A 25,191-nucleotide genomic window follows, 5' to 3' on the forward strand; every position below is an offset into this window, starting at 1 on the left:
TCGCCGGAACGGCTGCGATGCCTAACGTCATCTTCCTGGTGCTGCGGCGCATGCGTGCGCCGCTGATCACGCTGATCCTGATCTACGCAATCTCGGTGTTCGGCCTCGTCGTGATTCCCGGCGTGGACAACCACGGCCAGCCGTACCGCATGGATTTCTTCCATGCCTTTTACTTCGTCAGCTACACCGCGACCACCATCGGCTTCGGCGAGGTGCCGTATGCGTTTACCTATACCCAGCGCATGTGGGTGGTGGTGTGCATCTATCTGTCGGTGATCGGCTGGGCCTACGCCATCGGGACCACGTTTTCCATCCTGCAGGACAAGAGCTTCCAGCAGGCCGTGCAACTCGCGCGCTTCGCCAACCGGGTACGACGCATCAGCGAGCCGTTCTTCCTGATCTGCGGCTACGGCCAGACCGCAAGGCTGTTGTGCCGCGTACTGGACGACCAGCAGATCCGCTTCGTGGTGCTGGAATTGCGCGAGGAACGGGTGCACGACGTCACCTTCGCCGACTACCGCTTCGACGTGCCCGCCTACGCCGGCGATGCGTCCAATCCCAAGCTGCTGGAGCTCGCCGGCATCACTCACTCGCTCTGCCGCGGCGTGCTCGCCATCACCGGCAACGAGGAAGCCAATCTGTCGGTGACCATCGCCGCCCACGTGCTGCGCCCGGCGCTGCTGTCGGTCGGCCGCTCCAAGACCCGCGCGGTGGCGGAGAACATGGCCTCGTTCGGCACCAATCGCGTGATCAACATGTTCGATGCGGTCGGCGCGCAGTTCCGCCGTTCGCTGCATGCACCGCATACCAGCCGGCTGTGGGACACGCTGTCCGACTTTCCCGGCGAGCCGCTGCCACCGTTGGTGAAACCGCCGCGCGGCCATTGGGTGATCGTCGGCTTTGGCCGTTTCGGCCACGCAGTGAAGGAGGCGCTCGATTGCGAGGGCGCGACGGTGACGGTGATCGATCTGGAAGACCAGACCGAACTACCACCCGAGCAATACGTGCAAGCGCTGGGCGTGGACGCCGCCTCGCTGAAGGCGGCTGGCATCGAACGCGCGGTCGGCATCGTCGCCTGTCACGATCACGACAGCCACAACCTTTCCGCCATCGCCACCGCCCGCGCCATCCATCCGGGCCTCTTCGTGATCGCGCGGCAGAACCTGGCCAACAACGGCATGCTGTTCGAGGCTTTCAAACCGGATGTGACCGTGGTGCGGAGCGAGGTGATGTCGCACGAGTGCCTGAGGGCATTGACCACACCGACGCTGGCGCGCTTCTTAGGCCAGATCCAGACGCGCAGCGAGAGCTGGTCGCAGGCACTGATGCGCGAGATCGAGGGCCTGTGCGAGCTCTACGTGCCCGCCACCTGGGTGGTCCACCTCACCGCCGAGAACGCTGGCGCGATCTACGCACTGCTCGCCCAGCCACAGCCGGCGCTGGAACTGCGCCACCTGATGGCCAACCCGCAGGAATATACCCGCCGGTTGCGCGCCCTGCCCTTGATGCTGACCCGGGCCGGCCGCGATATCCTGCTGCCGCCGCCGGAAACACCGCTCGCCTTCGGTGATGCCATCCTGTTTGCCGGCACCACTGGGGCACGCAGCGCGCAGGACGTCATCCTCGACCAATATCCGGTGATCGACTACGTGCGCACCGGCCTCGACCAGCCGCAGAGCTGGCTCTTCCGCCGTCTTGCGGCCTGGCGCGCAGCCCGGCTGCAGCAATAAGCCGGGCGACCATGACAGTGGCCTGCCCGCACTGCCAATACAGTTACCCTGCAGCACGGGCTGTCGAGCCAACTGTTATGCTGTTCTGCCCCTGCCGGACCACAGCGCAACGCCGGTAAGCTGCTGTCATCATCACAGCGGAGGTGGGCCATGAAACACATCAGCATGCAATGCGCCGGACTGGTTGCCGCCTTCGAATGCCGTGCCGGCACCGAGCTCTCCTGCCAGCACGGCCTGCTGTGGGTGACCGAAGGTGGTGGTGACCTGCTACTGCGCAGCGGTGAGCGCCTCCGCCTCACTGGGGCGCAGCGCGTGGTGATCCAGGCACTGCAACCGAGCCGGTTCCGCCTGACCTCGCCAGCCAGCGCCTGGTTGGCCGCCACGATCACCGTGCTGCAAGCACTGTATCGTCGGCTGCGGCGCGTCGGCGGCCGGAAATATGATGTACGGCTGACTGGCCAGCAAACTTGATCGAGCTAGCCTAGTCCCACCCGGCAGGAGCCCCGTTGCAGCACGGACAACGGTACGCGGTCGGGGCTGAGCCTGTACGGTCCGGCGCGCGTACCTGCCGGCCGCACGGAGGGCTGCCATGCGCCGCTCCCTGAGTTCGATCGCCCTGCTGGCCCTCATCTGGCCGATGCAGCTGCATGCCGATCTGATCAATGACCTCGTCGACCTGCAGGGCCTGATCGAAGGGCGCTGCGGGCCGCGCTTCATGGTCGTCTGGGTCGACGACAGCGGCGCGATACCGCCGTGCATGCTCAGCTATTCGTTCGGTTGCGAGGAAATCCAGGCCAGCGGCGAAGCGAGTTGCCCGCTGGCCCGTCCTCCCGAGCCCGATCCGGTTCAGACCTCGGCGGTCGCGCGCTGATCAGGCTTCTGGCCGCACCAGCCGTTGCTGCGCCAGCTCGCCGAGCCGGCGGATCGCCGCTTCGTGCCGGGTGGTCCAGGTTTCCACGCAGCAGATGCGCATGCAGTTGCGATAACTGCGGCTGGGGCTGAACAGCTCGCCCGGCGTGAAATTGATCCCCTCGGCCATCGAATCGCGTAGCAACTCGCGAGTATCGATCTCCGGCGGCAGCTCCACCCACAGCACATAGCCGCCCTGCGGCACGTTAAGGCGGGTATCGGCCGGAAAATAACGCTGGATCGCCTCGACCGCGGCCGTCACCTGTTCAGCGACGATGCGGCGCAAGCGACGCAAGTGATGATCGTAGCCACCGTTGTCGAGGAAACGGGCGATGGTCTGCTGCAATGCCAGCGGCGTCGAATAGGTATTGATGAATTTCAGCCGCTCTATCTCGCGCTGCCAGCGCCCCGCCACGATCCAGCCGATACGCATGCCTGGCGCCAGCGCCTTGGTGAACGACGAGCACAGCATCACGTTGCCGCCGCCCTGCTCCACCGGCGGATCGAACGCCTTGGCCGGACGTGGGCGCTCGCCGCGATGGAAGAATTCGCCGTAGAGATCGTCCTCGATCAGCGGGATGTTGCGCTCGGCCAAGAGCTCGACCATGCGCTGCTTGTTCTCATCCGGCATCAGGCAACCGAGCGGGTTGGAGAAGTTGGGCAGCAGCAGGCAGGCCTGCACCTGGCCATCGCGCGTGGCGAGCTCCAGCGCCTCGATCGAGATGCCGGTCTGTGGATGGGTAGGAATCTCCAGCGCCTTGAGCTGGAAGCTCTCCAGCATCTGCAGCAGGCCGAAATAAGCCGGCGATTCGATGGCCACCACGTCGCCGGGCTTGGTCACCGCGCGCAAACACAGATTGATTGCCTCGAGACACCCATGGGTGATCAGCACCTCATCCGATTCGAACTGCCCGCCCCAAGCCAGCGCACGGCGCGCGATATGGCGGCGCAACTCGGGGTCGCCCACTGGCTTGCCATAGTCGGACAGCATGCGTGGGCTATGCCGCGTCACCTGCGACAACAAGCGCTGCAGCTGCTGGTTGGGATAGAACTCGGGGCTAAGGATGGCGAGGCCGAAATCGACCCGGATGGGCTTGAGTTCGCTCGCCTGGTATGGCCACAGCACCGGCGGCGTGACCACTTCCAGCGGATGCTGCGGCGGCTGGGTCAGGCCCGGCATGCGCAACACCGGCAGACGCGCCACGTAGAAGCCACTTTGCGGACGGGCCTCGATCAGGCCGCGATCTTCGAGCGAGCGATAGGCCTCCATCACCGTCGACAGGCTGACGTGACGCTGGGCAGAGAGCTTGCGAATCGACGGCAGCTTCTCGCCGGGCTTGAGCACGCCGCTGGCAATCGCCTGAGCGAGTTCATCGGCAAGCTGGGCATACAGCGTTTCGCTCTTGCGCTGCAGGGGCAAACTCACATCATTCATGGCGAGGCCTCGTCGTGGTGCAGGTCCGCACCACTATATCGCATCGTCACGACAACACAACAGTTACAGCAAGCAAGGAAAAACGGCGTACGTTTGCAGTACAGTTCGCGCCGATGAGCGGCGCATTTGGATTGCTAGCGGGAGGATGCTGCGGTAGCGGCGGGCACCGGCGCGGGCTTGGTGGCTACCGGCTTGGCCCGATCGAGAATCTGGAAGAACACTTCGTCCTTGCGGATCATGCCGAGCTCGTTGCGTGCCCTCTCCTCGATCGCATCAGTGCCGGTCTTCAGATCCTGCACTTCGGCAGCCAGCGCGGCATTGCGCTCGCGTAGCTTGTCGTTCTCGGCGTGGCGCTCGGCCAATTGCTGGTCGAGCTGCCAGACACGCAGCCAGCTGCCCTTGCCGATCCAGAGCGGCCATTGCAGCAGGGCGATCAGTAGCGCGAGGGTGATGGCAAGTAGGCGCATGGGAAGCCGGAAAAACAGAAACCGGGGCAGCAGCCCCGGTTGCCGATGTTACTACAGCCTTGCCGATCCACCTAGGCGGCTGGCAAGGCAAGCCAGATTACTTCTTGATCTGGTAGAAGGCGTTGATGCCCGGGTAGACAGCGGCATCGCCCAGTTCTTCCTCGATCCGCAGGATCTGGTTGTACTTGGCGATACGGTCCGAACGCGACAGCGAGCCGGTCTTGATCTGCATGCAGTTGGTGGCAACGGCCAGATCGGCAATGGTGGCATCTTCGGTTTCGCCCGAACGATGCGACATCACCGAGGTGTAGCGATTGCGCTTGGCCAGATCGACGGCAGCCAGGGTTTCGGTCAGCGAACCGATCTGGTTGACCTTGATCAGGATCGAGTTGCAGATGCCCTTGTCGATGCCTTCGGCCAGGATCTTGGCGTTGGTCACGAACAGATCATCACCCACCAGCTGCACGCGGCCGCCGATGCGATCGGTCAGCACCTTCCAGCCGGCCCAGTCGCGCTCGCCCATGCCGTCCTCGATCGAGATGATCGGGTACTTGTTCACCAGGCCTTCCAAGTAGTCGACCATTTCGCTCGACGTGAAGTTGCGACCGCCACCCTTCTTGAAGGTGTAGGTGCCGTTGTCCTTGTTGAAGTACTCGGACGCAGCGCAGTCGAGGGCGATGAAGAAATCGGAACCGGCCTTGTAGCCAGCCTTCTCGATCGCGGCCAGGATCAGCTCGATGGCTTCTTCCGGACCGGCCACATCGGGCGCGAAACCGCCTTCGTCACCCACCTGGGTCGGCAGGTGCTTGTCGTGCAGGATCTTCTTCAGGTTGTGGAACACTTCGGCGCCGTAGCGCAGTGCTTCACGGAAGGTCGGCGCGCCAGCCGGCACGATCATGATTTCCTGGAAATCCAGGCTGTTGGATGCATGCTCGCCGCCGTTGATCACGTTCATCATCGGCACCGGCAAGCTCATCGGGCCCGAACCACCGATATAGCGATACAGCGGCAGGCCGGCCTCCTCGGCAGCGGCCTTGGCCACGGCCATCGAGACGGCGAGGATGGCGTTGGCGCCGAGCTTACTCTTGTCGTCGGTACCGTCGAGGTCGAGCATGGTCTTGTCGATGAAGGCTTGCTCGGCCGCATCGAGGCCGATGATGGCTTCGACGATCTCGGTATTGATGTTCTCGACCGCTTTCAGCACACCCTTACCGAGGTAACGGCTCTTGTCGCCGTCACGCAGTTCCAGCGCTTCGCGCTCGCCGGTGGATGCGCCGGACGGCACGGCCGCACGGCCCATCACGCCGGATTCCAGCAGCACGTCGGCTTCGACGGTCGGGTTGCCGCGCGAATCCAGGATTTCGCGGGCGACTACATCAACGATTGCGCTCATTGCCTTACCTCTATGGTTGATTATCGAACGGCAAACCACCAGACCTTGGCGAGAACATCCGCGCCGGGCTCACCCGGATCGCGCGCCGACGGGGCGGCGGCCTTCAGCCTAGCGGCCGAACATTACAGCGGTAGTGAAACAGTCTAAACGGCGCAGGGCGAGCCCGCCTTGCGCCGTCGCAAACTCAGCAGCTCAGCCCTTCGCGGCCGTGTTCCCGGGCGTAGGTGATGGCCGCTTCGATGTACGACTTGAACAGCGGGTGGCCATCGCGCGGCGTCGAAGTGAACTCAGGATGGAACTGGCAGGCGAAGAACCAGCGATGCTGCGGCAGCTCGATGGTCTCGACCAACTGCTCGGTACCGGCGGACTTGCCGCTGATGGTGAGCCCTGCCTCGACCAAGCGCGGCAGGTAGTGGTTGTTCACTTCGTAGCGATGACGATGGCGCTCGGTGATCGATTGGTTGCCATAGATCTTCGCCGCAAGACTGCCCACCTCCAGATTGCACTGCTGGGCACCCAGGCGCATGGTGCCGCCAAGGTTGGAGTTCTCGTCGCGCTTCTCGATCTTGCCGTCATGATTCACCCACTCGTCGATCAGCGCCACCACCGGATAATCGGTTTCGAGGTCGAACTCGGTCGAATTGGCGCCCTTCAGGCCCGCCACATCACGCGCATATTCGATCAGCGCGATCTGCATGCCGAGGCAAATGCCGAGGTAAGGAATATTGTTCTCGCGGGCGAATTTCACCGCGCGGATCTTGCCTTCCACGCCACGCTTGCCAAAACCGCCCGGCACCAGGATCGCATCCATGCCCTCGATGCTGGCCGTACCTTCGGTTTCCAGTGCCTCGGAATCGATGTAATGGATCTTCACTTCGCTGCCGGTATGGATGCCGGCATGCTTGAGCGCCTCGATCAACGACTTGTACGACTCGGTCAGGTCGACATACTTGCCGACCATGGCGATGTTCACGGTCTGGGTCGGGTTCTCGATCGCATCGACGATCTTGTCCCACATCGCCAGATTGGCCGGCGGCAGATCGAGCTGCAGCTGCTTGGCGATGATCTGGTCGATGCCCTGCTCGGAGAGCACGCGCGGAATCTTGTAGATGCTGTCCATATCCGGGCAGGAGATCACCGCCTTTTCCGAGACATTGGTGAACAGCGCGATCTTCTTGCGTTCGTCGTCCGGCACCATGCGGTCAGCGCGGCAGATCAGCACGTCGGGCTGGATACCGATCTCGCGCAGCTCCTTCACGCTATGCTGGGTCGGCTTGGTCTTGATCTCGCCAGCGGCCGCGATATAGGGAACGTAGGAGAGATGGACGAAACAGGTATTGTCGCGACCGAGCGTCACGCCCATCTGGCGAATGGCCTCAAGGAACGGCAGCGATTCGATGTCGCCGACGGTGCCACCCACTTCGATCACTGCGAGGTCTGCATCACTGGAACCCAGGCCGATGAAATGCCGGATCTCGTCGGTGATGTGCGGGATCACCTGCACGGTCTTGCCGAGGTAATCACCACGGCGCTCTTTCTTGATCACCGATTCGTAGATCTGGCCAGTGGTGAAGTTGTTGGCTTTCTTCATCTTCGAATGGATGAAGCGCTCGTAGTGACCCAGATCCAGATCGGTTTCGGCACCATCCTCGGTGACGAACACCTCACCATGCTGCATGGGACTCATGGTGCCCGGATCCACGTTGATGTACGGGTCCAGTTTCATCATGGTGACTTTGAGGCCGCGGGATTCCAGAATTGCGGCGAGAGACGCGGCAGCGATGCCTTTGCCAAGCGAAGACACCACACCACCGGTAACGAAGATGAACTTGGTCATGACTGCGTAGGGGAGTGTGAATTGCGCATTTTACCCGATGCCCCCTTCCCTCTCAATTCTGGACAAGCCCGGCAGAATCTGCGTCCGGGGCGCGAGTGACCTGCTCGCAAGGTTAGTCAGCCGCCATGCACCGTGCCCATCATCCTGCCGGACGGTGGGATGCCCCATTCCAGTGCTTCTGTGCCATTCCGTCGCCGCATTTCACCCGGCAAAGCAGTTTTCACTTTTGCGACAAACCGCCAGCGGCTACACAGTGAGTAGGTGAAAACCCCGATTGATTTTAGGTGTGACATTTTTGTTGCGGCGCAGCATTGCGTATTTACCTACACGAACACACCCATGTAAGATTCGCGCCGACTAATACAGCGCCTATTTCAGCGCCCCACTACGGAGAGGAAAGCAAACATGTCCAAGATTGCACTGGTCACTGGCGGCATGGGTGGCATTGGCACCGCGATCTGCAAGCAATTGGCCGATGCGGGCTACAAGGTTGCAACCACCTACTCGCGACCGGGCAAGGAAACGCAGTGGCTGGCTGATGCCAAGGAAGCCGGCTATGCCTTCCACGCCTATGAATGCGACGTCACCGATTTCGAGGCATGCGTTGCGCTCAAGCAAAAACTCGAAGCCGAGCTGGGGCCGGTCGACGTGCTGGTGAACAACGCCGGCATTACCCGCGATGCCACCTTCAAGAAGCTCGACAAGACCAACTGGGATGCAGTGATCAGCACCAATCTCGATTCACTGTTCAACATCAGCAAGCAGTTCGTCGATGGCATGGCCGAGCGCGGCTGGGGCCGGGTGATCAATATCTCGTCGATCAACGGCCAGAAAGGCCAGTTTGGCCAGACCAACTATTCCGCAGCCAAGGCCGGCATGCACGGCTTCACCATGGCGCTGGCGCAGGAAGTGGCCAAGAAGGGCGTTACGGTGAACACCATCAGCCCGGGCTACATCGCCACCGAGATGGTGATGGCAGTGCCGGAAGACGTGCGCGCCAAGATCGTATCGGGCATCCCGGTCGGTCGACTCGGCAAGCCCGAGGAAATTGCCGGCCTCGTCAGCTATCTTGCCTCGGATCTGGCGGGCTTCCTCACCGGTGCCAACCTCGCGATCAACGGCGGTCAGCATATGTGCTGAGCTTGCGCTGATTTATTTCGCGAGGAAAATCAAAGCGGCATGCAAAAGCATGCCGCTTTTTGTTTGTGCCGATCTGTTTGTCATATAGGATTTCAACCGGCTCAATTATCATCAGAAGCGACGTTTTTTAACTGCTTTCGTAGCCAGAAATTGCAGCCAATGAACAGGTTTGAGGTTTCGGTAGCATCGATCCGGGAGGTAGTCCGAATGGCACGTTTGAGGTTGGCTGGCGGTTTCGTACCGCTGACCTTGTCCGTCGCAGCGCATGCATCGCTGTTCAAGGGCGAAGCACTCGATACTGCAGCCAACGTGCTGTCGTGGATCGTGCTGGTCGTGCTGCCCATCGCCGGGATCGCGATCTTCTGGATGCTGCACATCCTGCCGGAGAAGATCGCGCACAAGCGCCATCACCCGCAGAAGGACGCGATCCAGACGCTATGCATGCTGTCGCTGTTCTTCGGCGGCCTGCTGTGGCCGCTGGCCTGGCTGTGGGCCTACACCAAGCCGGTGCTCTACAAGATGGCCTACGGCATCGACAAGGTGATCGAGGAGCACGACAAGAAGATCGGCCAGGACGAAGCGCACCTGGCCCAGCTCGACCAACAGGTGAGCCACGACGAGGCCCTGCTGCACACCATGCGCGCCGAAATCGAGGCATTGAAGGCGGAGCTCAATACCGTGCGCAATCAGAAGGATCAAGCCTGACATGGACGCTTTACTGCTCGGCATCTACGCCTTTTTCGTCTGGCTGATCTTCTTCAAATTCAAATGGCTGCCTTGGAACAAGGTGTCCATGGTCATCGTGTTCACCATCCCAGTGGTGGCCCTGACGCTGCTCATCCTCACGCTGAACGTGGTCGCGCCCTCTTCCAGCGACGTGCGGGTGATGAACAAGGTGCTGCAAGTGGTACCGCAGGTACGTGGCCGGGTGATCGAGGTCGCCGCAGAAGGCAACCGCGACTACAAGAAGGGCGATGTGTTGCTGCGCATCGATCCGACACCATACGAATCTGCGGTGAAGCAGCTGAAAGCCCGCCTCAAGGCCGATGACGCCGCACTGGCCGACGCCGAATCCTCGGCACGGCAGTTGAACGAATCGCTCCGCGGCGCCGCTGGCAAGGTGTCGGTCGTCCAGGCCAAGCTCGATCTGGCGCGCCGTCGGCTTGCCGAACACGAGGAGCTGGTCGGTGCTGGAGCCGGTGACAAGTTTGCCCTCGAAGACGCCCGCGCCCGGGTGCGCGAACTCGAAGGCGAGTTCGTTACTGCACAAGCTTCCGAAAGCGAGGCCAAGCAGAAGCTCTCGGCCAAGAGCCAGGGCGAGTTTGCCGCCATCGCCTCCGCCCGTGCCCGCCGTGGCGAAACCGAGACCCAGCTGGAAAACGCCCAATGGGAACTTGACCAGACCATCTACCGCGCGCCAGCGGATGGCCGCGTGGTCAACTTGCAGATTCGTGTCGGCACCATGCTGGTTCCGATGCCGTTCGCGCCGGCATTCAGCTTCGTCGAGGACGAGCAGGAACTGATTGCGTTCTATCAGCAGAACGAACTTTACAACGTCACCAACGGCAATGAAGCCGAAGTGGCGCTGCTGACCCACCCCGGCGAGATCATCAAGGCGCGCGTCGATTCCATCATCTGGGCGCAGTCGCAAGGCCAGGTACAACAAGGCGGCATGCTGCCCAATACCGGTCCGGCAGGCACGCCGCCTAACCGCTTCGCCGTGAAGCTCAAGCTCGATGGCAAGTACAAGAACCTGGTACTGCCGGCCGGCGCCCTGGGCGCCGGGGCGATCTACACCGAACATGGCCAGATGGTGCATATCCTGCGCAAGGTGTTCCTGCGCGTGAGCACCAAGCTCAACTACCTGGTCCTGAAGCTCCACTGAGGGGAAACGACACATGACCCCTCTTGGTAAAGCCACACCGATCATCGCCCTGCTGTTCACCGCCCTTGCCGGCTGCGCGCTGCAGCCTGCGCCGAACACCGATGCGCTGCGCGGCGAGCAATTGTCGACGCTGACGCGTGAACAAGCCTGGCGCGCGGCATCGCCACAAGGCGAAGTGGCTGACGACTGGCTGAAGCAGTTCCACGACGCCACGCTGGAAGCGCTGGTGGCCGAAGCGGTAGCGCACAACCGCGACCTGCAGCTTGCCGCCGCGCGCGTCGACGAAGCCCGCGCGCAGATGATCGTCAACGGCGGCGAGCTCTACCCCGCCGTCGGCCTCCGCGGTCTTGGTGGCAACAGCGAAACGCAGGTACTGTCGCTTGCCGCCAACTGGGAGCTCGACGTCTGGGGCCGGGTGCGCGCGCAATCCCGCGCCGCCGAATCGCAATATGCCGCCAGCGAAGCCGATCTGCTGTGGGCACGCGAAGTCGTCGTCGCCACCACGGCCCGTGCCTGGTTTGCGCTGCAGCAGTACCGGCAACTGCTCGAACAGCAGCAAACGCTGGTCGACACCCAGCAGCGCCTGCTTGGCATCACCCGCCAGCGCATCCGTACCGGCATCGCCCCCGCCACCGAGGAGCAGGAAAACCAGATCGCCCTGCGCCAACGCCAGGATGAGCTGCGCCAGCTGCAGCTTGCCGAGCGCCAGGCCGCACAGACGCTTGAAATCCTGCTGGGGCGCTACCCCGCCGGCGAGCTTGCCGCAGCCGGTGCCTTGCCCGCTCTGCCGCCACCACCGCCCGCCGGCCTGCCGGCCGAGCTACTCGAACGCCGCCCCGACCTGATCGCCGCCGAGCGCCGGGTCGCCGCTGCCTTCGACCTGAAGCAATCGGCACAGGCTGCGCGATTGCCCCGCATTTCGATCGGCGCGGCCATCACCTGGGTCGACAGTGATCTGTTCCTGCTCAACAGTGCGGAAAGCCCGGTGAAGGGGCTGACTGGCAGCTTCCTCGCGCCGCTGTTCACCGGGGGTCAGTTGCAGGGCCAGGTCGACTTCTACGATGCCAAGCAGAAGCAGGCCGCGATTGCCTACGGCACGCAGGCACTGGCTGCACTCAAGGATGTGGAAGGCAGCCTGCTTGCCGAAGCGGCCTATCGTGATCGTGCCAAGCTGCTCGATGCCCGCTTCACCGAACAGCAGACGCTGCTGCGCCGCGAGGAAGTACGGGTGAAAGTCGGATCGCGCGATCCGCGCAGTGTGCTCAACCGCCAGCAATCACTTACGGCCACGCGCATGGAGCAATTGCAGCTGCAGACCGCGCAGCTCAACCAGCGCGTCACCCTGTTGCTGGCATTGGGAGGCAGCTGGACAGCGACGGGCGCCACAAGCCAATAGCGCAATGTCCAAGCCACGCAAAACGGCCCACTCCAAGTGGGCCGTTTCGTTTTCAACAACCGTGTATTGATTCATCAATGCGCAAACACATCTGCGCATTTACATCCCGACAAGCTTGACGCCAAATCGGCGCATTCCCCGAGGGAAAGGCTGACATTTATCATCTATAACGATGGGCGAAACTTAACAGTGATGAGCCAGACTGGCGCCAGCCAAGTCCAGCCTTCGTATTCAGGGAGCCTTCAAGCAATGCCGCAATTCCTCCCACGCCAATCGGCCTTTCTCGCCTGCCTGATTCCCGTGCTGTTCGCCGCCTGCGGCAAAACGGAGGAAGCCAAGCATATCCCGCCGCCGCCGGTTTCAGTCGTCACCATCCAGCCCGCCAATGTGCCGATGATCTACGAAGCGGTCGGCCAGACCGCCGGCTACCGCGAGATCGAAGTGCGCGCCCGGGTGGAGGGCATCCTGCTCAAGCGCACCTACACCGAAGGCAAGCCGGTCAAGGAAGGCCAGCTGCTGTTCCAGATCGATCCGGCGCCATATCGCGCAGCGCTCGATCAGGCGCGCGGCGTGCAGGCCCAGGCCAAGGCACAATTGGAAAAGGCGCGGCTCGACAAGGAGCGCATCATTCCGCTCTACCAGGAGAATGCTGTCTCCAAGAAGGATTACGACGACGCCTTCGCCGCATTCGACACTGCCACCGCCAATCTAGACTCGGCCAGCGCCAAGCTGCAGGAAGCACAAATCAATCTTGACTACACCAACGTGGTCGCGCCCATTGGCGGCATGGCAAGCAAGATCAACGTTTCCGAAGGCAGCTTGGTATCGCCGACCGCCAACGGCGGTCTGTTGACCACCATCGCACAGCTCGATCCGCTTTACGCCAATTTCTCGTTCTCCGAAGCAGACCAACTGAACCTGCAACGCGCGGAGAAGGCAGGTCAGCTGATCATGCCCAAAAGTCGCGATTTCGAGGTCGAATTGCAATTGGCTGATGGTTCAAGCTACAGCACGCGCGGGCATGTCGACTTCGCCGACAGCAAGGTTGATCCGGCCACCGGCACCATCCGCGCCCGCGCCATCGTGCCGAACCCGGAAGGCCAACTGCTGCCTGGTCAGTTCGTGCGCGTGCGCATCCACGGCGTGACCATGAAGGATGCCATCCTGGTGCCGCAGCGCTCGGTGCTGCAGCAGCAGGCCGACAAGATCGTGCTGGTGGTCAACGACAAGAACCTGGTGGAAGTCAGGCCTGTGGAACTCGGCGCCACTCATGGCAATAACTACGTGGTAACCAAGGGTCTGAAGGCGGGCGAGCGCGTGATCACCGACGGGGTGCTCAAGGCCAAGCCCGGTTCACCGGTGACCATTGCACCGCCTGCAGCCCACGCCAGCGCCCCGGCCGCCCGCTAAGGAGAACGCACCATGTTCTCCAAGTTCTTCATCGAACGGCCGATCTTCGCCAGCGTCATCTCCATCATCATCACCCTGGCGGGCCTCGCGGCAATGACTGCGCTGCCCATCGAGCAATACCCGCAGATCGTGCCACCGGTGGTCTCGGTAACCGCGAACTACCCCGGCGCCTCGCCACAGGTGATCGCCGAGACGGTGGCCGCGCCGATCGAGCAGCAGGTCAACGGCGTAGAGGACATGCTCTACATGCAGTCCTCGGCCGCATCCAACGGCTCGATGACGCTCAACGTCTACTTCGCCATCGGCACTGACCCCGATCTTGCCACCATCAACACCAACAACCGCGTTCAAGCGGCGATGGCGCAGCTGCCGGACGAAGTGAAACGCCAGGGCGTGACGGTGAAGAAGAAATCCACCGCCATCCTGGGATTCGTCACGCTGGATTCGCAGGATGGCCGCTACGATGCGCTCTACCTGTCCAACTATGCCCAACTCAACGTCGTCGACGAATTGAAGCGCATCACCGGCATTGGCGATGTCTCAATCATCGGCGCCGGCGACTACGCGATGCGCGTCTGGCTACGGCCGGACAAGCTTGCCGAACTGTCGATGACGCCATCCGACATCACCTCCGCCATCCAGGAGCAGAACAAGCAGTTCGCCGCCGGCAAGGTCGGCGCCGAGCCGACGTCGCATCCGCTGGAATTCACCTACACCGCCACCGCGCGCGGCCGGCTGGAGGATGTGAAGGACTTCGAGAACATCATCATCCGCTCCAACTCGGATGGCTCGCAGACCAAGCTCAAGGATGTGGCGCGCATCGAGCTGGGCTCGGCCAGCTACGACGTGGTGTCCAAGCGCAACGGCAAGCCCACCGTCGGCATCGGCCTGTACCTGCAACCGGGCGCCAACGCCATCGGCGTGCTCGATGCGGTGAACGCCAAGATGAAGGAGCTGGAGCCGCGCTTTCCACCGAGCATGCAGTACAACATCCCCTACGACACCACCAAGTTCGTGAAAATCTCGATCGAGGAAGTGGTCCACACGCTGGTCGAGGCCATCATCCTGGTGTTCCTGGTGGTGTTCATCTTCCTGCAGAACTTCCGCGCCACGCTGATTCCCTGCATTGCGGTACCGGTCTCGTTGATCGGCACCTTCGCCGGGATGGTGGTGCTGGGCTTCTCGATCAACCTGCTCACGCTGTTCGGCATGGTGCTCGCCATCGGTATCGTGGTGGACGATGCCATCGTGGTGCTGGAAAACGTCGAGCGCATCATGAGCACCGAGAAATGCAGCCCCAAACAGGCGGCAATCAAGGCGATGGAAGAAGTATCCGGCCCCGTGGTCGCCATTGTGCTGGTGCTGTGCTCGGTGTTCCTGCCGGTGGCCTTCATGGGCGGGATGACCGGGGTGATGTACAAGCAATTCGCCGTCACCATCGCTGTATCGGTCACCATCTCGGGCCTCGTCGCGCTGACACTCACCCCCGCACTGTGCGCACTGATCCTGAAGCCCGGCCACCATCAGCCGAACAAGTTCTTCGTCTGGTTCAACAACGGCTTCGATCGGCTCACCGGCGGCTATGTGCGCGGCGTTTCCTTCCTCAACCGCCGGGTGCTGGTGGCCTTCGGCGTGTTCGGCGCGCTGATGGTCTGCCTGCTACTGCTGTTCAAGACGGTGCCGGGCGGCTTGGTGCCGGACGAGGACCAGGGTTACCTGATGGTGGTGCCGGTGATGCCGGATGCCGCATCGCTCACCCGCACGCAGGCGGTCACCGGCCAGCTCGATGCCTTCCTGACCAAGGAGCCGGACGTGGCGCAGGTGCTGAGCTTTGCCGGGTTCGACCTGCTGTCGAGCACCTACCGCTCCAACGCCGCAGCGGTGTTCGTCACGCTGAAGGATTGGGACGAGCGCCAAGGCGAAGGACAGGATTCGTTCTCGCTGGCGAAGAAGATCATGGCGGCGGGCTTTGCCATCAAGGAATCGATGGTACTGGCCTTCAATCCGCCAGCGATCACGGGCATGTCCACCACCGGTGGGCTGGAAGCCTACCTGCAAAGCCGCGCCAGCACCGATCCCAAGCAGATCGAGGCGGCAACCCAGGCCTACCTTGCCGCGGCGCAGAAGCGCCCGGAATTCGCCAGCGTCACCACCACCTACCGCGCCTCGGTACCGCAGATGTTCTTCGACCTGGATCGGGAAAAGGCCAAGACGCTGGGCGTGCCGGTCGACCAGGTGTTCAACGCGCTGTCGGCCACCTTTGGTTCACTCTACGTGAACGACTTCAACAAGTTCGGCCGCACCTACAAGGTGCAGCTGCAATCGGAAGCCGATTTCCGTTCGCGCCCCGAGGATATCCGCAACGTGTTCGTGCGCTCGGCCAGCGGCAACATGATCCCGCTCGATTCGCTGGTGCGGGTGGAGCGGGTGACGGGGCCCGAGCTCGTCGAGCGCTTCAACGTGTTCTCCGCCGCGAAGGTGATGCTGCAGCCGGCCCCCGGCTATTCCAGCGGCCAGGCCATCGCCGCCGCCGAGGCCATCGCCGCCGAAACGCTGAGCACCGACTACTCGCTGGCCTGGACCGGCAGCGCCTACCAGGAAAAGGCCGCCGGCGGTTCCTCGGCTCAGGCTTTCATCTTCGGCATCATCATGGTGTTCCTGATCCTGGCCGCGCAGTACGAGCGCTGGACGCTGCCGCTTGCCGTCATCACCGCGGTGCCGTTCGCGCTGTTCGGCGCCATGCTGGCGGTGTGGGTCACCGGGCTCAACAACGACGTGTATTTCCAGATCGGCCTCGTCACGCTGATCGGCCTCGCCGCCAAGAACGCCATCCTGATCGTCGAATTCGCCGTGGAGAAATACCGCGAAGGCATGAGCCTGATGGATGCGGCACTGGAGGCATCGCGATTGCGCTTCCGACCCATCGTGATGACGTCGCTCGCCTTCATCCTCGGTTGCGTGCCGCTGGTGACCTCGAGCGGCGCCGGTGCCGCCAGCCGCCATTCGATCGGCACCGGCGTGATCGGCGGCATGCTGGCCGCCACGCTGATCGCCACCTTCTTCGTGCCGCTGTTCTTCCGGCTGATCATGAAGCCCGCGGAGAAACAGCGGGATCAGGAAGCACGCAATGCGGAGGCCGGCCATGAATAAGCCCTTGCCCTTCGCCCTGTCGCTGCTCGCGGCGGCAGTTCTCACCGGCTGCGGCTTCACGCCAGATCGCACACCACCCAGCCAGGAACTGCCGGTGACCGTGGCAGTGATGCCGGAATTCGATCCGCAATGGTGGAAGCAATACGGCAGCAGCGAACTCGATACCCTGGTCGAGACGGCCCGCGGTCACAACGCCGATGTCGCGACTGCCATCGCACGCATCGAGGAGGCCCGGGCCGCGCTTGGCATTGCCTCGGCCGAACAATTGCCACGCCTCGATCTTGGCGCCAGCGGCAGCCGCCAGCGGGTGTCACGCAATGGCCCGCAAGCCGGGCTCGGCACCTACGAGGACTACCAGTTCGCCGCCAGTGCCAGCTGGGAGCTCGACCTGTGGGGCCGCGTGCGCAACCAGCGTGAAGCCGCGCTGGAACAACTGCGCGCCAGCGAGTTCGAGCGCGATGGCGTGCTGTTGGCAGTCAGCACCGCCACCGTCGAGGCCTATTTCAACCTGCGTGCCCTTGATGCACAGGTCGATGTGGCCCAGCAGACGCTCAACACCCGCGAAGAGTCCTACGCGCTGCGTGTAAAGCGGTTCAAGGGGGGGATGACTTCCGAGCTCGACGTGCGCCAGGCCGAAGCCGAGTTGATGGATGCGCGTGCCGCCCTGCCGGCACTGCAGGCCTCGCAGACCGCGGCACAAAACACGCTGTTGATCCTCACCGGCGCCAGCGCCCGCAGCGTGTTCGAGGACCAGGCTCCGCGTGGCGTGGCCATCGACCTGATCGTGCCGAGCGCGGTCAACATTCCATCCGGCCTGCCGTCGGACCTGCTGCTGCGGCGACCCGACGTACAGTCGGCCGAGGCGCAGTTGCGTGCGGCCCGCGCCCAGATCCAGGTGGCCCGCGCCGCCTGGTTTCCCCGGATCACGCTGACCGGCCTGTTCGGCGTGCAGAGCCTTGAGTTCTCCAACCTGTTCGACGGGCCGTCCAAGGTCTGGTCCTATGCCGGCAATCTCGCCATGCCGCTGTTCGACAACGGCCTCACCGCCGCCCAGGTCGACCAGGCACGCGCACGCGACAAGCAGGCAGCGATCGGGTACGAGCAGGCAGTGCGCAGTGCGTTCGGCGATGTCCGCGTTGCACTCGACGGTGTGCAGCGCGCCCGTGAACGTGCCGCCGCGCTGCAACAGCAGACGGCTGCACTCACCCGGCAGGTTCGCCTTGCACGCTTGCGTTACGACAACGGCTATTCGGACTATCTGGAAGTGCTGGACGCGGAGCGCACCGAGTTCCAGGTGCGGCTGAACCTGATCGACGCACAACGCGACGAACTGGTGTCGCAACTGGCGTTGATCAAGGCACTGGGGGGCGGCTGGCGCGCCGAACCGGCCGCGAGCTGAGATGGAGAGCGCGTGCCGGACCACCGTCCGGCACGCTCAGCTGACTACGCGGTTGCGGCCTTCTGCCTTGGCGCGGTACAGCGATTCGTCGGCGCGGTTGATGGTCTGCTCGATGTGTTCGCCGAGCACATGGCAGGCCACGCCCAGCGAGATGGTGACGCGAAAATCGTTGCCGATCCTTGGGAAGCGCAACGCCGCAGTGGCAACGCGCAGGCGCTCGGCGATGTACCGTCCGCCGTCCAGATCGGCGCCGGTCAGCAGCATCAGGAATTCCTCGCCGCCATAACGCCCGACGCAATCGGTTTCGCGGATCGTGGCGCGTGCGGTCTGCGCCACCACGCGCAGCACCTCGTCGCCAGCGCCATGCCCGTAGCGGTCATTCACGTCCTTGAAGTAATCGATGTCGATCAGGCAGACGCAGAACGGATGCTCGCCGCGTTCGCTGCGTGCCTCCTCCTGCCGCAACCGCTCGACGATATGGCGGCGGTTGTAGATGCCGGTGAGTTCATCGACCGTGGCCATCACCCGGATGGTCTCGTTCAGCGCCAGCAACTCGGTATTGCGCTTTTCCAGCGCAGCGGTGCGATCACGCACACGTGCTTCCAGCGCTTCGTTGGTACGCACCAGTTCGTCGTTGAGCGTGCTGATCTGCTGCTGGAACAGCCGGCGCTCCTGGCTGGCCAGCGCACGGGTGGCCACGTCCGCCAATTGCTGGCCTTTCATCACGTCGTCGGGTGTCCAGTTGCGCTGTGGTCCGGTGACGCCCAGCAACAGCGCCCCACGCGGCTTGCCGGCCACGCGGATGGCAAACGCCAGCATCGAACGGATGCCGATTTCCTGCAGGTAACCCTGCGCCAGCTCCCAGGAATACGGATGGTGCTCGGCATCATGGGCGATCATCGGGTTGGGATCGCGCGCCAGCCAGTCGAAGAAGGCCGGGCAGGCCTCGCGGGCCAGTGTCGCCTTGCGGACGCGGCCACCACCGAGCACGCACAGGCTGACACAGCGCAGCTGCTGCATATCGTGGTCGAGCAGCCAGACCGACGCACGCTCGACATCCATGATGCGGCAGCTCTCGCCGGTGATCAGCGCCAGCGCCTCATCTTGCGCGCCCTCCTCGATCAGCACATGGTTGGACAGCTCCACCAGCATGCGGTTGGCGCTGGGCCGCAAGCCGGCCTTGTCCTCCAGTTCCTTGTTGCGCTCGGGCACCGACCCCGCCAACAGATTGCGTTCACCATGGTGGGCGAGCTTGAGTTCGGTCAGCGCAGTGACCACGTCGCCCATCGCCTCGGCATAGCGCGCGGCAGCGAAATGCTGCTGGTGCAGCATGTGCGAGAAGCGGTCGGCGTTGGCGATCACCTGGGCGCGCCGCACCGTCTGCAGCGCGGTCGCATGGTCGCCCTGCCGCGCGAATACCTCGGCTTGGCAGGCCAGGATATTGGCCTCGCCCCAGCGGTAGTCGACGTCGCGCGCATGGCCGAGTGCCGCGTCGAGAAAGGCGAACGCATGCTTGAGCTCCCCCTGCTCAAGCTGGATCTGCCCGAGGCGGAAGCTGGTTTCGGCGGCGTAATCGGAAAACTGGTGCAGCAGGCAGAGATCGAGCGCGGCCATGAACACCTCGGTCGCCTCGCTGCTGCGCTGCAACGGGATCAGGTCGACGCCCAGATTGATCTTGACCTTGGCATCGAGGTAGGGATCGCCCGCCTCGTGCACCCGGGCCAGCGCCTCGCGGTGCAAGGCCGCCGCCGATTCGAAATCACCGAGCGCGTAGTAGATCTGGCCCAGGCCGACCTTGGCGGAAATCCAGGTCTTCACCTCGCGGCCGCTCTGCTCGGACACTTCAGCACAATGGGCCCAGTACTGGATCGCCTGACGATACTGGCCCTCGGTGTAGTAGCCACGGGCGATCTGCTCGAGGAGCCGTGCCTCGCCGGCGAACAGGTGCGCCGATTGTGCAGCCTGCAACGCGTCGAACAGCGCGTTGCGCGCTTCGATACCACGCCCCAGGTGATCCATGATCAGGCCATAGCGCTCGGCCGCCAGCACGTGCGCCAGCGGCTCGCGCATCTGCCAGGCTTCGGCGAACACCTGCTCGCACAGGCGTAGCGCTTCCTGCGGCTGTGCATGCATGGTCGCTTCTATCCTGCTCAGCGCTTGCTGCAGCTGCGGGGCGATCGCGGCATCCAATCTGCTTACCTCCTATGCCGCACCAATAGCATGCACAGGCACGCACCGCAAATGCCCACCAGATTGCGTCGCCGTCAAGCAACAGCCAGTACAGCTTGCACAAAAATGACGAACAAGTAGCAACGCGCGATTTCCTCCCAGTTTCCGGCCACTTTCCACGCCTGCCCGCAGCGTCGCCATGCCGCGCCACGCCTGGCGCCGATCGCTGATCCGCCGATCTGCGGTTGAGTATCGATGCCTCACGCCGACGAGTGCATACAAAAACACGGATAAACGGCAGTTATTGCTATTTATTGAATGAGATTGCAAACACAAATAACAATGATTACCATCTGCAAAAATTCAATCACAAAGATCAGCCTGCCGTGTTCTTTCGCCCTCGCCTCCTGCCTCGTCCGCCTTTCCCTCGTCGCGCTCTTGCCGGGCTGAGCCTGTTCATCGCCGCCCAGGTACACGCCGACGCCACGCTCGACACCATCGTGGTCACCGCCACCCGTAGCGAGAAGACCATCGAGGAAGCGCCAGTACGCACCGAGGTGATCAGCCGGGGCGAGATCGAGCGCACCCATGCCAAGACCTTGACCGAAGCGCTGGAGAACATCCCGGGCTTGCAACTGCGCCAGGTGCTGGGCAAGTCCGGCTACGAGCTCTCGCTGCAGGGCATGACCAGCGACCAGGTGCTGGTGCTAATCGACGGCATGCCGCTCGCGGCCAGCACCGGCTCGACAGTGGACCTCAGCCAGTACCTGCTGGCCGAGGTGGAGCGCATCGAGGTGGTGAAGGGCGCCGCGTCGGCACAGTACGGCAGCTCGGCCATGGGTGGTGTCGTCAACGTGATCACGCGGCGCACCCAGCCGGGCCTGCGCGCCAGCGTCGAGGGCAGCCTCGGCAGCTATGGCAGCCAGAACGACAGCGGCAACAGCGCCCGCCCCGGCGTGAAGAACGGCCAGTTCCAGATCGAGGGCGGCAATGCCCAATGGCGGTTACGCGTCGACGGTCAGGTGGTCGATGATGATGGCTTTGGCGTCGATCCGGATGCCTGGACCCGTCAAGGCGATGCCAGCCGGCGCGAGCAGTACGGCGCCCGCCTGGCCTGGCTGCCGAGCACAGCCGGCGAGCTGTGGATCGAGGGCAGCACCTACCGCGAGGACGACGTGCAGCGCACCGCGCCCGAGTTCGTCCCGCCCAACCTGATCCTGCCGCAGAAGACCGAGAAGATCACCCGGGATCGCCTGCTGGCAGGTGGAAACTGGCGCGTCGACAGCGGCCTGCGCGTCGAGCTCAAGGGCCTGTCCGAGACCTACGACAGCCACTCGCAAAAGACCAACAACATCGGCACCGCGGCCTATGACGACCGCTACGCCAGCCAGGAAACGCGCCATCTCTCCGGCCAGGTCGACATGCCGGCCTGGTACAGCCAGCTCTGGCAGTTTGGCTTCGACCTGCACGACGAGACGCTGACCCAGCGCAAGGATGGCACCTCCGAATTCGCCGGCGATGCCGAGCGCTCCAATGTCGAGCTGTTTGCCCAGAACGACATCATCTTCAACGACGTCTGGGAAATGGTGCTGGGCCTGCGCTGGCAGGACGACTCCGACTTCGGCGGCCATGTCGCCCCCAAGGTGGCGCTACGCGGCAATGTGCTCAACGCCGGGGGCTGGCGTGGCGTGCTGCGCGCCAGCTGGGGCGAAGGCTACCGTGTGCCCAACCTCAAGGAACGGCACTACCTGTTCGATCACAGCTCGCTCGGCTATGTCGTGATCGGCAATCCGGATCTCAAGCCCGAATCATCGAACAGCTGGCAGCTTGGCGGCTCGCTGTCGTGGGGCGACGCAGTCACGCTCGACGCCAATGCCTTCTACAACCGTGTGCGCGATCTGATCCAGGTCGACGAGGACAACCCGGGCAGCAACGGCAGCGGCGTCGCCATCTACAGCTACGAGAACATCAACCGCGCCGAAACCCGCGGCATCGAGTTGGCACTCGACTGGCGTGCCAGCACCGCACTGCGCTTCAACGCGGCCTACACCTTCACCGATACCGAGGACCTCGCCACCGGCCAGGCGCTCACCCGCCGCCCCCGCAACATGGCGCGCCTCGGTGCCGACTGGAATGCCTGGCAGAACGGCACGCTGAGCCTGCGCGCCCGCTACCAGGGCAAGGAGCTGGTGGATAGCGCGCGCAACGCCTACTCGGGCGCCTGGACCACCGTCGACCTCAAGTACAACCACCGCCTCACCGACGCGCTGACCGCCTACGCCGGCATCGACAACCTGTTCGATGCGCAACGCGACTTTACCGACCCCGACGACTTCGGCCCCGTCGTCGGTCGCTATTTCTACCTAGGCGCACGCTACGCCTGGGGCCATTAAAACCACGAGGGAGTCCCGAGATGCAACCCACACAACAGCGCGCGCTGACCGCCGCCCTGCTCGCCACCACGCTGGCCCTGGCCGCCTGCGGTGGCGGCGGTGGTGATGGCGGCAGCCAGCCCACCCCCACGCCAACCCCGGCCCCCGCCGGCTTCAGCAAGACGGCGAACTGGACCATCGCGATTCCGGCCACGCCGAATGCCACCGTCTGCTACGACTTCGATACCCAAGCCGAAGTCGCCGGTTGCACCGGCAACAACTGGGATCTGAAACTGCAGGCCCCGGCAGCCGGACGCAGCACGCCCTCGTTCTGGAGCAATGGCGGCGTTTCCGGTACCGGCAATGGCGGCGTGTTCGGCAGCCCGCTTGACCACACCTGGACCGAGCTCGCCACCTGGAAGAACGGCACCACTGATCCGGCCACCGGTCAGGCCATCCTGCCGACGCTGTACGCCAAGGACAGCCCGAGCAGCGTATTCAGCGGCAGCAACGGCATCGCTTCCGCGGTGTTCGAGTACGGCGTGGGCGGCGACAACGACCACCTGCTCTACCCGAACTTCAAGGTGCTGGTGATCACCACCGATTCGAGCAAACCCGCCAGCGACCTGACGGTGCAGACCTTCGCGCTGCAGCTGACCGGCTACTACGGCGGCGCAGCCGGGACCACCTCGGGCTACCCATCGTTCCGCTGGATCAATCGGGCAGCGGCTGCCACCGTGCGCACCGCGCAGGTCAATGCAAGCGCCGGCTGGGTCTACTACGACCTGACCGCCAACGGTGGCGCAGGCGCCGTCAGCAGCGAAACCGGCACCTGGCAGATCGCCTTCAATCGCTACAACGTCAAGCTCAACGGCGGCAGCTCGGGCAGCGGCACCGTCGCCGGCTTCGTCGGCGCACAGCCGGCCGGCTTCTACACCGGTACCACCCCGGTCGTGGCCAAGTTCCAGTCCACCACCAACCTCAACGATACGCTGGCCGACCTGCAAGGCACGCTGTCATTGCCGGCCACCGCCGCGGCATGGGTCAAGGATGGCCTTAAGTCCACGCTCAACCCGGCAGGCGTGATGAACGGCAGCTACCCGAACATGACCGTGAACTACGGCTGGTACACCTACTACGCCAGCGCTGCGGTCGCGAGCCCGGTCGGCCTCGTCGCCCACCAGCTGAAGGCCAATACCGACCAGGGCTCGCTGCTGCGCTCCGGTGAGGGCGACAGCTACGCCCGCGTCCGCCTGACCCAGATCCAGTACGCCGATCCGACCAGCGCCACCAGCGCGCAGACCTGGACCTTCCAGTTCGACGTGCAACCGCGCCCGTAAGCGCCCCCACCAGAGCAACGCCCTCCATACCGCCTGGCACAAGGGTGTCAGGCGGTTTTTTTCTCCAACATCGCTTCATGGAGCTGACATGAACACTTCCGTCCTCGATCGCGACGCCGCCGCCGATCTGCGCCACCGCCACGCCGAACTCGTTGCAGCCGAACCGCGCCTGCGTATCCGCGAACGCGCTGCCCGCCTCGGTGCCAGCGAGGCCCAGCTGGTGGCAGCCGAATGCGGTCTGACCTCGACAGAACTCGCCGCCGAAGGCGACGCGCCGATGCAGGCGATCTTCCGCGAGCTCGGCACGCTCGGCCAGGTGATGGCGCTGTCACGCAACGAATGGTGCGTACACGAACGGTACGGCCGCTACGAAGACATCCAGGCCGGCGGCCCGGTCGGCTTGGTGCTCGGCCCCGATATCGACCTGCGCATGTTCTTCACCTGCTGGAAATACTGCTATGCGGTGAACGAGAACGACCGCCGCAGCATCCAGTTTTTCGACAAGGAAGGCGTGGCAGTGCACAAGGTGTTCGTCACCGACGACACCGATGCCGCCGCCTACGACGTGCTGGTCGCCCGCTTCGCGGTGCGGGGCGCGCGCAACCTGCCAGCGGTCGAGCCCATCGCTACGGGTGCCGAGGCCGATCAGGCCGACGATGCCGCGGCCTTGCGCACGGCCTGGTTGGCGATGCAGGACACCCACGAGTTCTTCCCCATGCTGCGCAAGTTCAAGGTCTCGCGCCTGGGCGCCCTCGCGGCAGCCGGCAGCGATCTGGCGCAGCAGGTCCCCAACGACACGGTGGAAACGGTGCTCACCCGCGCCGCCGAGACAGCACTCTCGATCATGTGCTTCGTCGGCAACCGCGGCATCGTGCAGATCCACAGCGGCCCCGTACACAAGCTGGTTCGCACCGGCCCCTGGTACAACGTGCTCGACCCCAAGTTCAACCTGCACCTCAATACCAGCGAGATTGCCTCGACCTGGATCGTCAACAAGCCCACCAGCGATGGCTGGGTGACTTCGGTCGAGATCTATTCCGCCTCCGGCGAGCTTATCGTGCAGTTCTTCGGCGAGCGCAAACCCGGCAAGCCGGAATTGACCGCCTGGCGCGAACTGCTGGTCGGCCTCGCTCCGCAACCGCTGGCCGCCTGAGGAGAT

18 protein-coding genes are annotated in these 25,191 nt (G+C 63.7%); 13 read left to right on the top strand and 5 right to left on the bottom strand.

The genetic code is table 11. From position 1 onward, the window contains the following. The first annotated feature begins 17 nt into the window (after positions 1-17). The 3 genes from FLM21_RS13425 to FLM21_RS13435 all read left to right on the top strand — a co-directional run bounded on the left by FLM21_RS13425 (position 18) and on the right by FLM21_RS13435 (position 2,601). Positions 18-1,730: a potassium channel family protein gene (locus FLM21_RS13425; protein ID WP_148716056.1), complete on the top strand. Its 1,713-nt coding sequence runs from the start codon at positions 18-20 to the stop codon at positions 1,728-1,730. Between the two features lie 150 nt (positions 1,731-1,880). After that, a complete protein-coding gene (locus tag FLM21_RS13430; RefSeq protein ID WP_148716057.1) occupies positions 1,881-2,201 on the top strand; it encodes a DUF2917 domain-containing protein in 321 nt (106 codons plus the stop codon). Positions 2,202-2,319: 118 nt separating this feature from the next. After that, on the top strand, positions 2,320-2,601 hold the full coding sequence (locus FLM21_RS13435) for a hypothetical protein (protein ID WP_148716058.1): 282 nt from the start codon (positions 2,320-2,322) through the stop codon (positions 2,599-2,601). Here FLM21_RS13435 and FLM21_RS13440 read toward each other — a convergent pair whose 3' ends face one another. From FLM21_RS13440 to pyrG, 4 genes are all read right to left on the bottom strand, one after another. Beyond that, entirely contained in the window at positions 2,602-4,074 is a 1,473-nt protein-coding gene (locus FLM21_RS13440; RefSeq protein WP_148716059.1) for an aminotransferase-like domain-containing protein, read from the bottom strand. A gap of 134 nt (positions 4,075-4,208) precedes the next feature. Continuing rightward, entirely contained in the window at positions 4,209-4,541 is a 333-nt protein-coding gene (gene ftsB, locus FLM21_RS13445; protein WP_148716060.1) for a cell division protein FtsB, read from the bottom strand. Between the two features lie 97 nt (positions 4,542-4,638). Further along, positions 4,639-5,934, bottom strand: a complete 1,296-nt coding sequence (eno, locus tag FLM21_RS13450; RefSeq protein WP_148716061.1) for a phosphopyruvate hydratase — start codon at positions 5,932-5,934, stop codon at positions 4,639-4,641. Between the two features lie 184 nt (positions 5,935-6,118). Further along, positions 6,119-7,771: a CTP synthase gene (gene pyrG / locus FLM21_RS13455; protein ID WP_148716062.1), complete on the bottom strand. Its 1,653-nt coding sequence runs from the start codon at positions 7,769-7,771 to the stop codon at positions 6,119-6,121. Positions 7,772-8,176: 405 nt separating this feature from the next. On the opposite strand from pyrG, the gene FLM21_RS13460 reads away from it, so the two are divergent. The 7 genes from FLM21_RS13460 (at position 8,177) to FLM21_RS13490 (ending at position 18,151) form a co-directional block, all read left to right on the top strand. Continuing rightward, entirely contained in the window at positions 8,177-8,911 is a 735-nt protein-coding gene (locus FLM21_RS13460) for a beta-ketoacyl-ACP reductase (RefSeq protein ID WP_148716063.1), read from the top strand. A 207-nt stretch (positions 8,912-9,118) separates the two neighbouring features. Then, positions 9,119-9,616 (top strand): DUF3302 domain-containing protein, encoded by a 498-nt coding sequence (locus FLM21_RS13465; RefSeq protein ID WP_148716064.1) that lies wholly within the window; start codon positions 9,119-9,121, stop codon positions 9,614-9,616. A 1-nt stretch (position 9,617) separates the two neighbouring features. Beyond that, entirely contained in the window at positions 9,618-10,796 is a 1,179-nt protein-coding gene (locus tag FLM21_RS13470; protein ID WP_148716065.1) for an HlyD family secretion protein, read from the top strand. A gap of 13 nt (positions 10,797-10,809) precedes the next feature. Then, the gene (locus FLM21_RS13475; RefSeq protein WP_148716066.1) at positions 10,810-12,192 is read left to right on the top strand and encodes an efflux transporter outer membrane subunit; all 1,383 of its coding nucleotides are present in this window, start codon (positions 10,810-10,812) and stop codon (positions 12,190-12,192) included. 249 nt (positions 12,193-12,441) lie between these two features. Continuing rightward, complete coding sequence (locus tag FLM21_RS13480) at positions 12,442-13,602, top strand: efflux RND transporter periplasmic adaptor subunit (protein WP_148716067.1); 1,161 nt, start codon at positions 12,442-12,444, stop codon at positions 13,600-13,602. A 12-nt stretch (positions 13,603-13,614) separates the two neighbouring features. Beyond that, entirely contained in the window at positions 13,615-16,752 is a 3,138-nt protein-coding gene (locus FLM21_RS13485) for an efflux RND transporter permease subunit (RefSeq protein ID WP_148716068.1), read from the top strand. Next, a complete protein-coding gene (locus FLM21_RS13490) occupies positions 16,745-18,151 on the top strand; it encodes an efflux transporter outer membrane subunit (protein WP_187359901.1) in 1,407 nt (468 codons plus the stop codon). Before FLM21_RS13485 ends, FLM21_RS13490 begins: the two co-directional genes overlap by 8 nt. A 36-nt stretch (positions 18,152-18,187) precedes the next feature. Here the strand turns inward: FLM21_RS13490 and FLM21_RS13495 are convergent, their stop codons facing one another. Next, positions 18,188-20,284, bottom strand: a complete 2,097-nt coding sequence (locus tag FLM21_RS13495) for a tetratricopeptide repeat-containing diguanylate cyclase (protein WP_148716070.1) — start codon at positions 20,282-20,284, stop codon at positions 18,188-18,190. A gap of 422 nt (positions 20,285-20,706) precedes the next feature. On the opposite strand from FLM21_RS13495, the gene FLM21_RS13500 reads away from it, so the two are divergent. The 3 genes from FLM21_RS13500 (at position 20,707) to FLM21_RS13510 (ending at position 25,185) form a co-directional block, all read left to right on the top strand. Next, the gene (locus FLM21_RS13500) at positions 20,707-22,713 is read left to right on the top strand and encodes a TonB-dependent receptor plug domain-containing protein (protein ID WP_222846697.1); all 2,007 of its coding nucleotides are present in this window, start codon (positions 20,707-20,709) and stop codon (positions 22,711-22,713) included. A gap of 20 nt (positions 22,714-22,733) precedes the next feature. Beyond that, positions 22,734-24,032 (top strand): HmuY family protein, encoded by a 1,299-nt coding sequence (locus FLM21_RS21545; RefSeq protein ID WP_148716071.1) that lies wholly within the window; start codon positions 22,734-22,736, stop codon positions 24,030-24,032. 88 nt (positions 24,033-24,120) lie between these two features. Further along, positions 24,121-25,185, top strand: a complete 1,065-nt coding sequence (locus tag FLM21_RS13510) for a hemin-degrading factor (protein WP_148716072.1) — start codon at positions 24,121-24,123, stop codon at positions 25,183-25,185. The last annotated feature ends 6 nt before the right edge of the window (positions 25,186-25,191 follow it).

It is taken from the genome of Chitinolyticbacter meiyuanensis (assembly GCF_008033135.1).
GTDB lineage: Bacteria > Pseudomonadota > Gammaproteobacteria > Burkholderiales > Chitinibacteraceae > Chitinolyticbacter > Chitinolyticbacter meiyuanensis.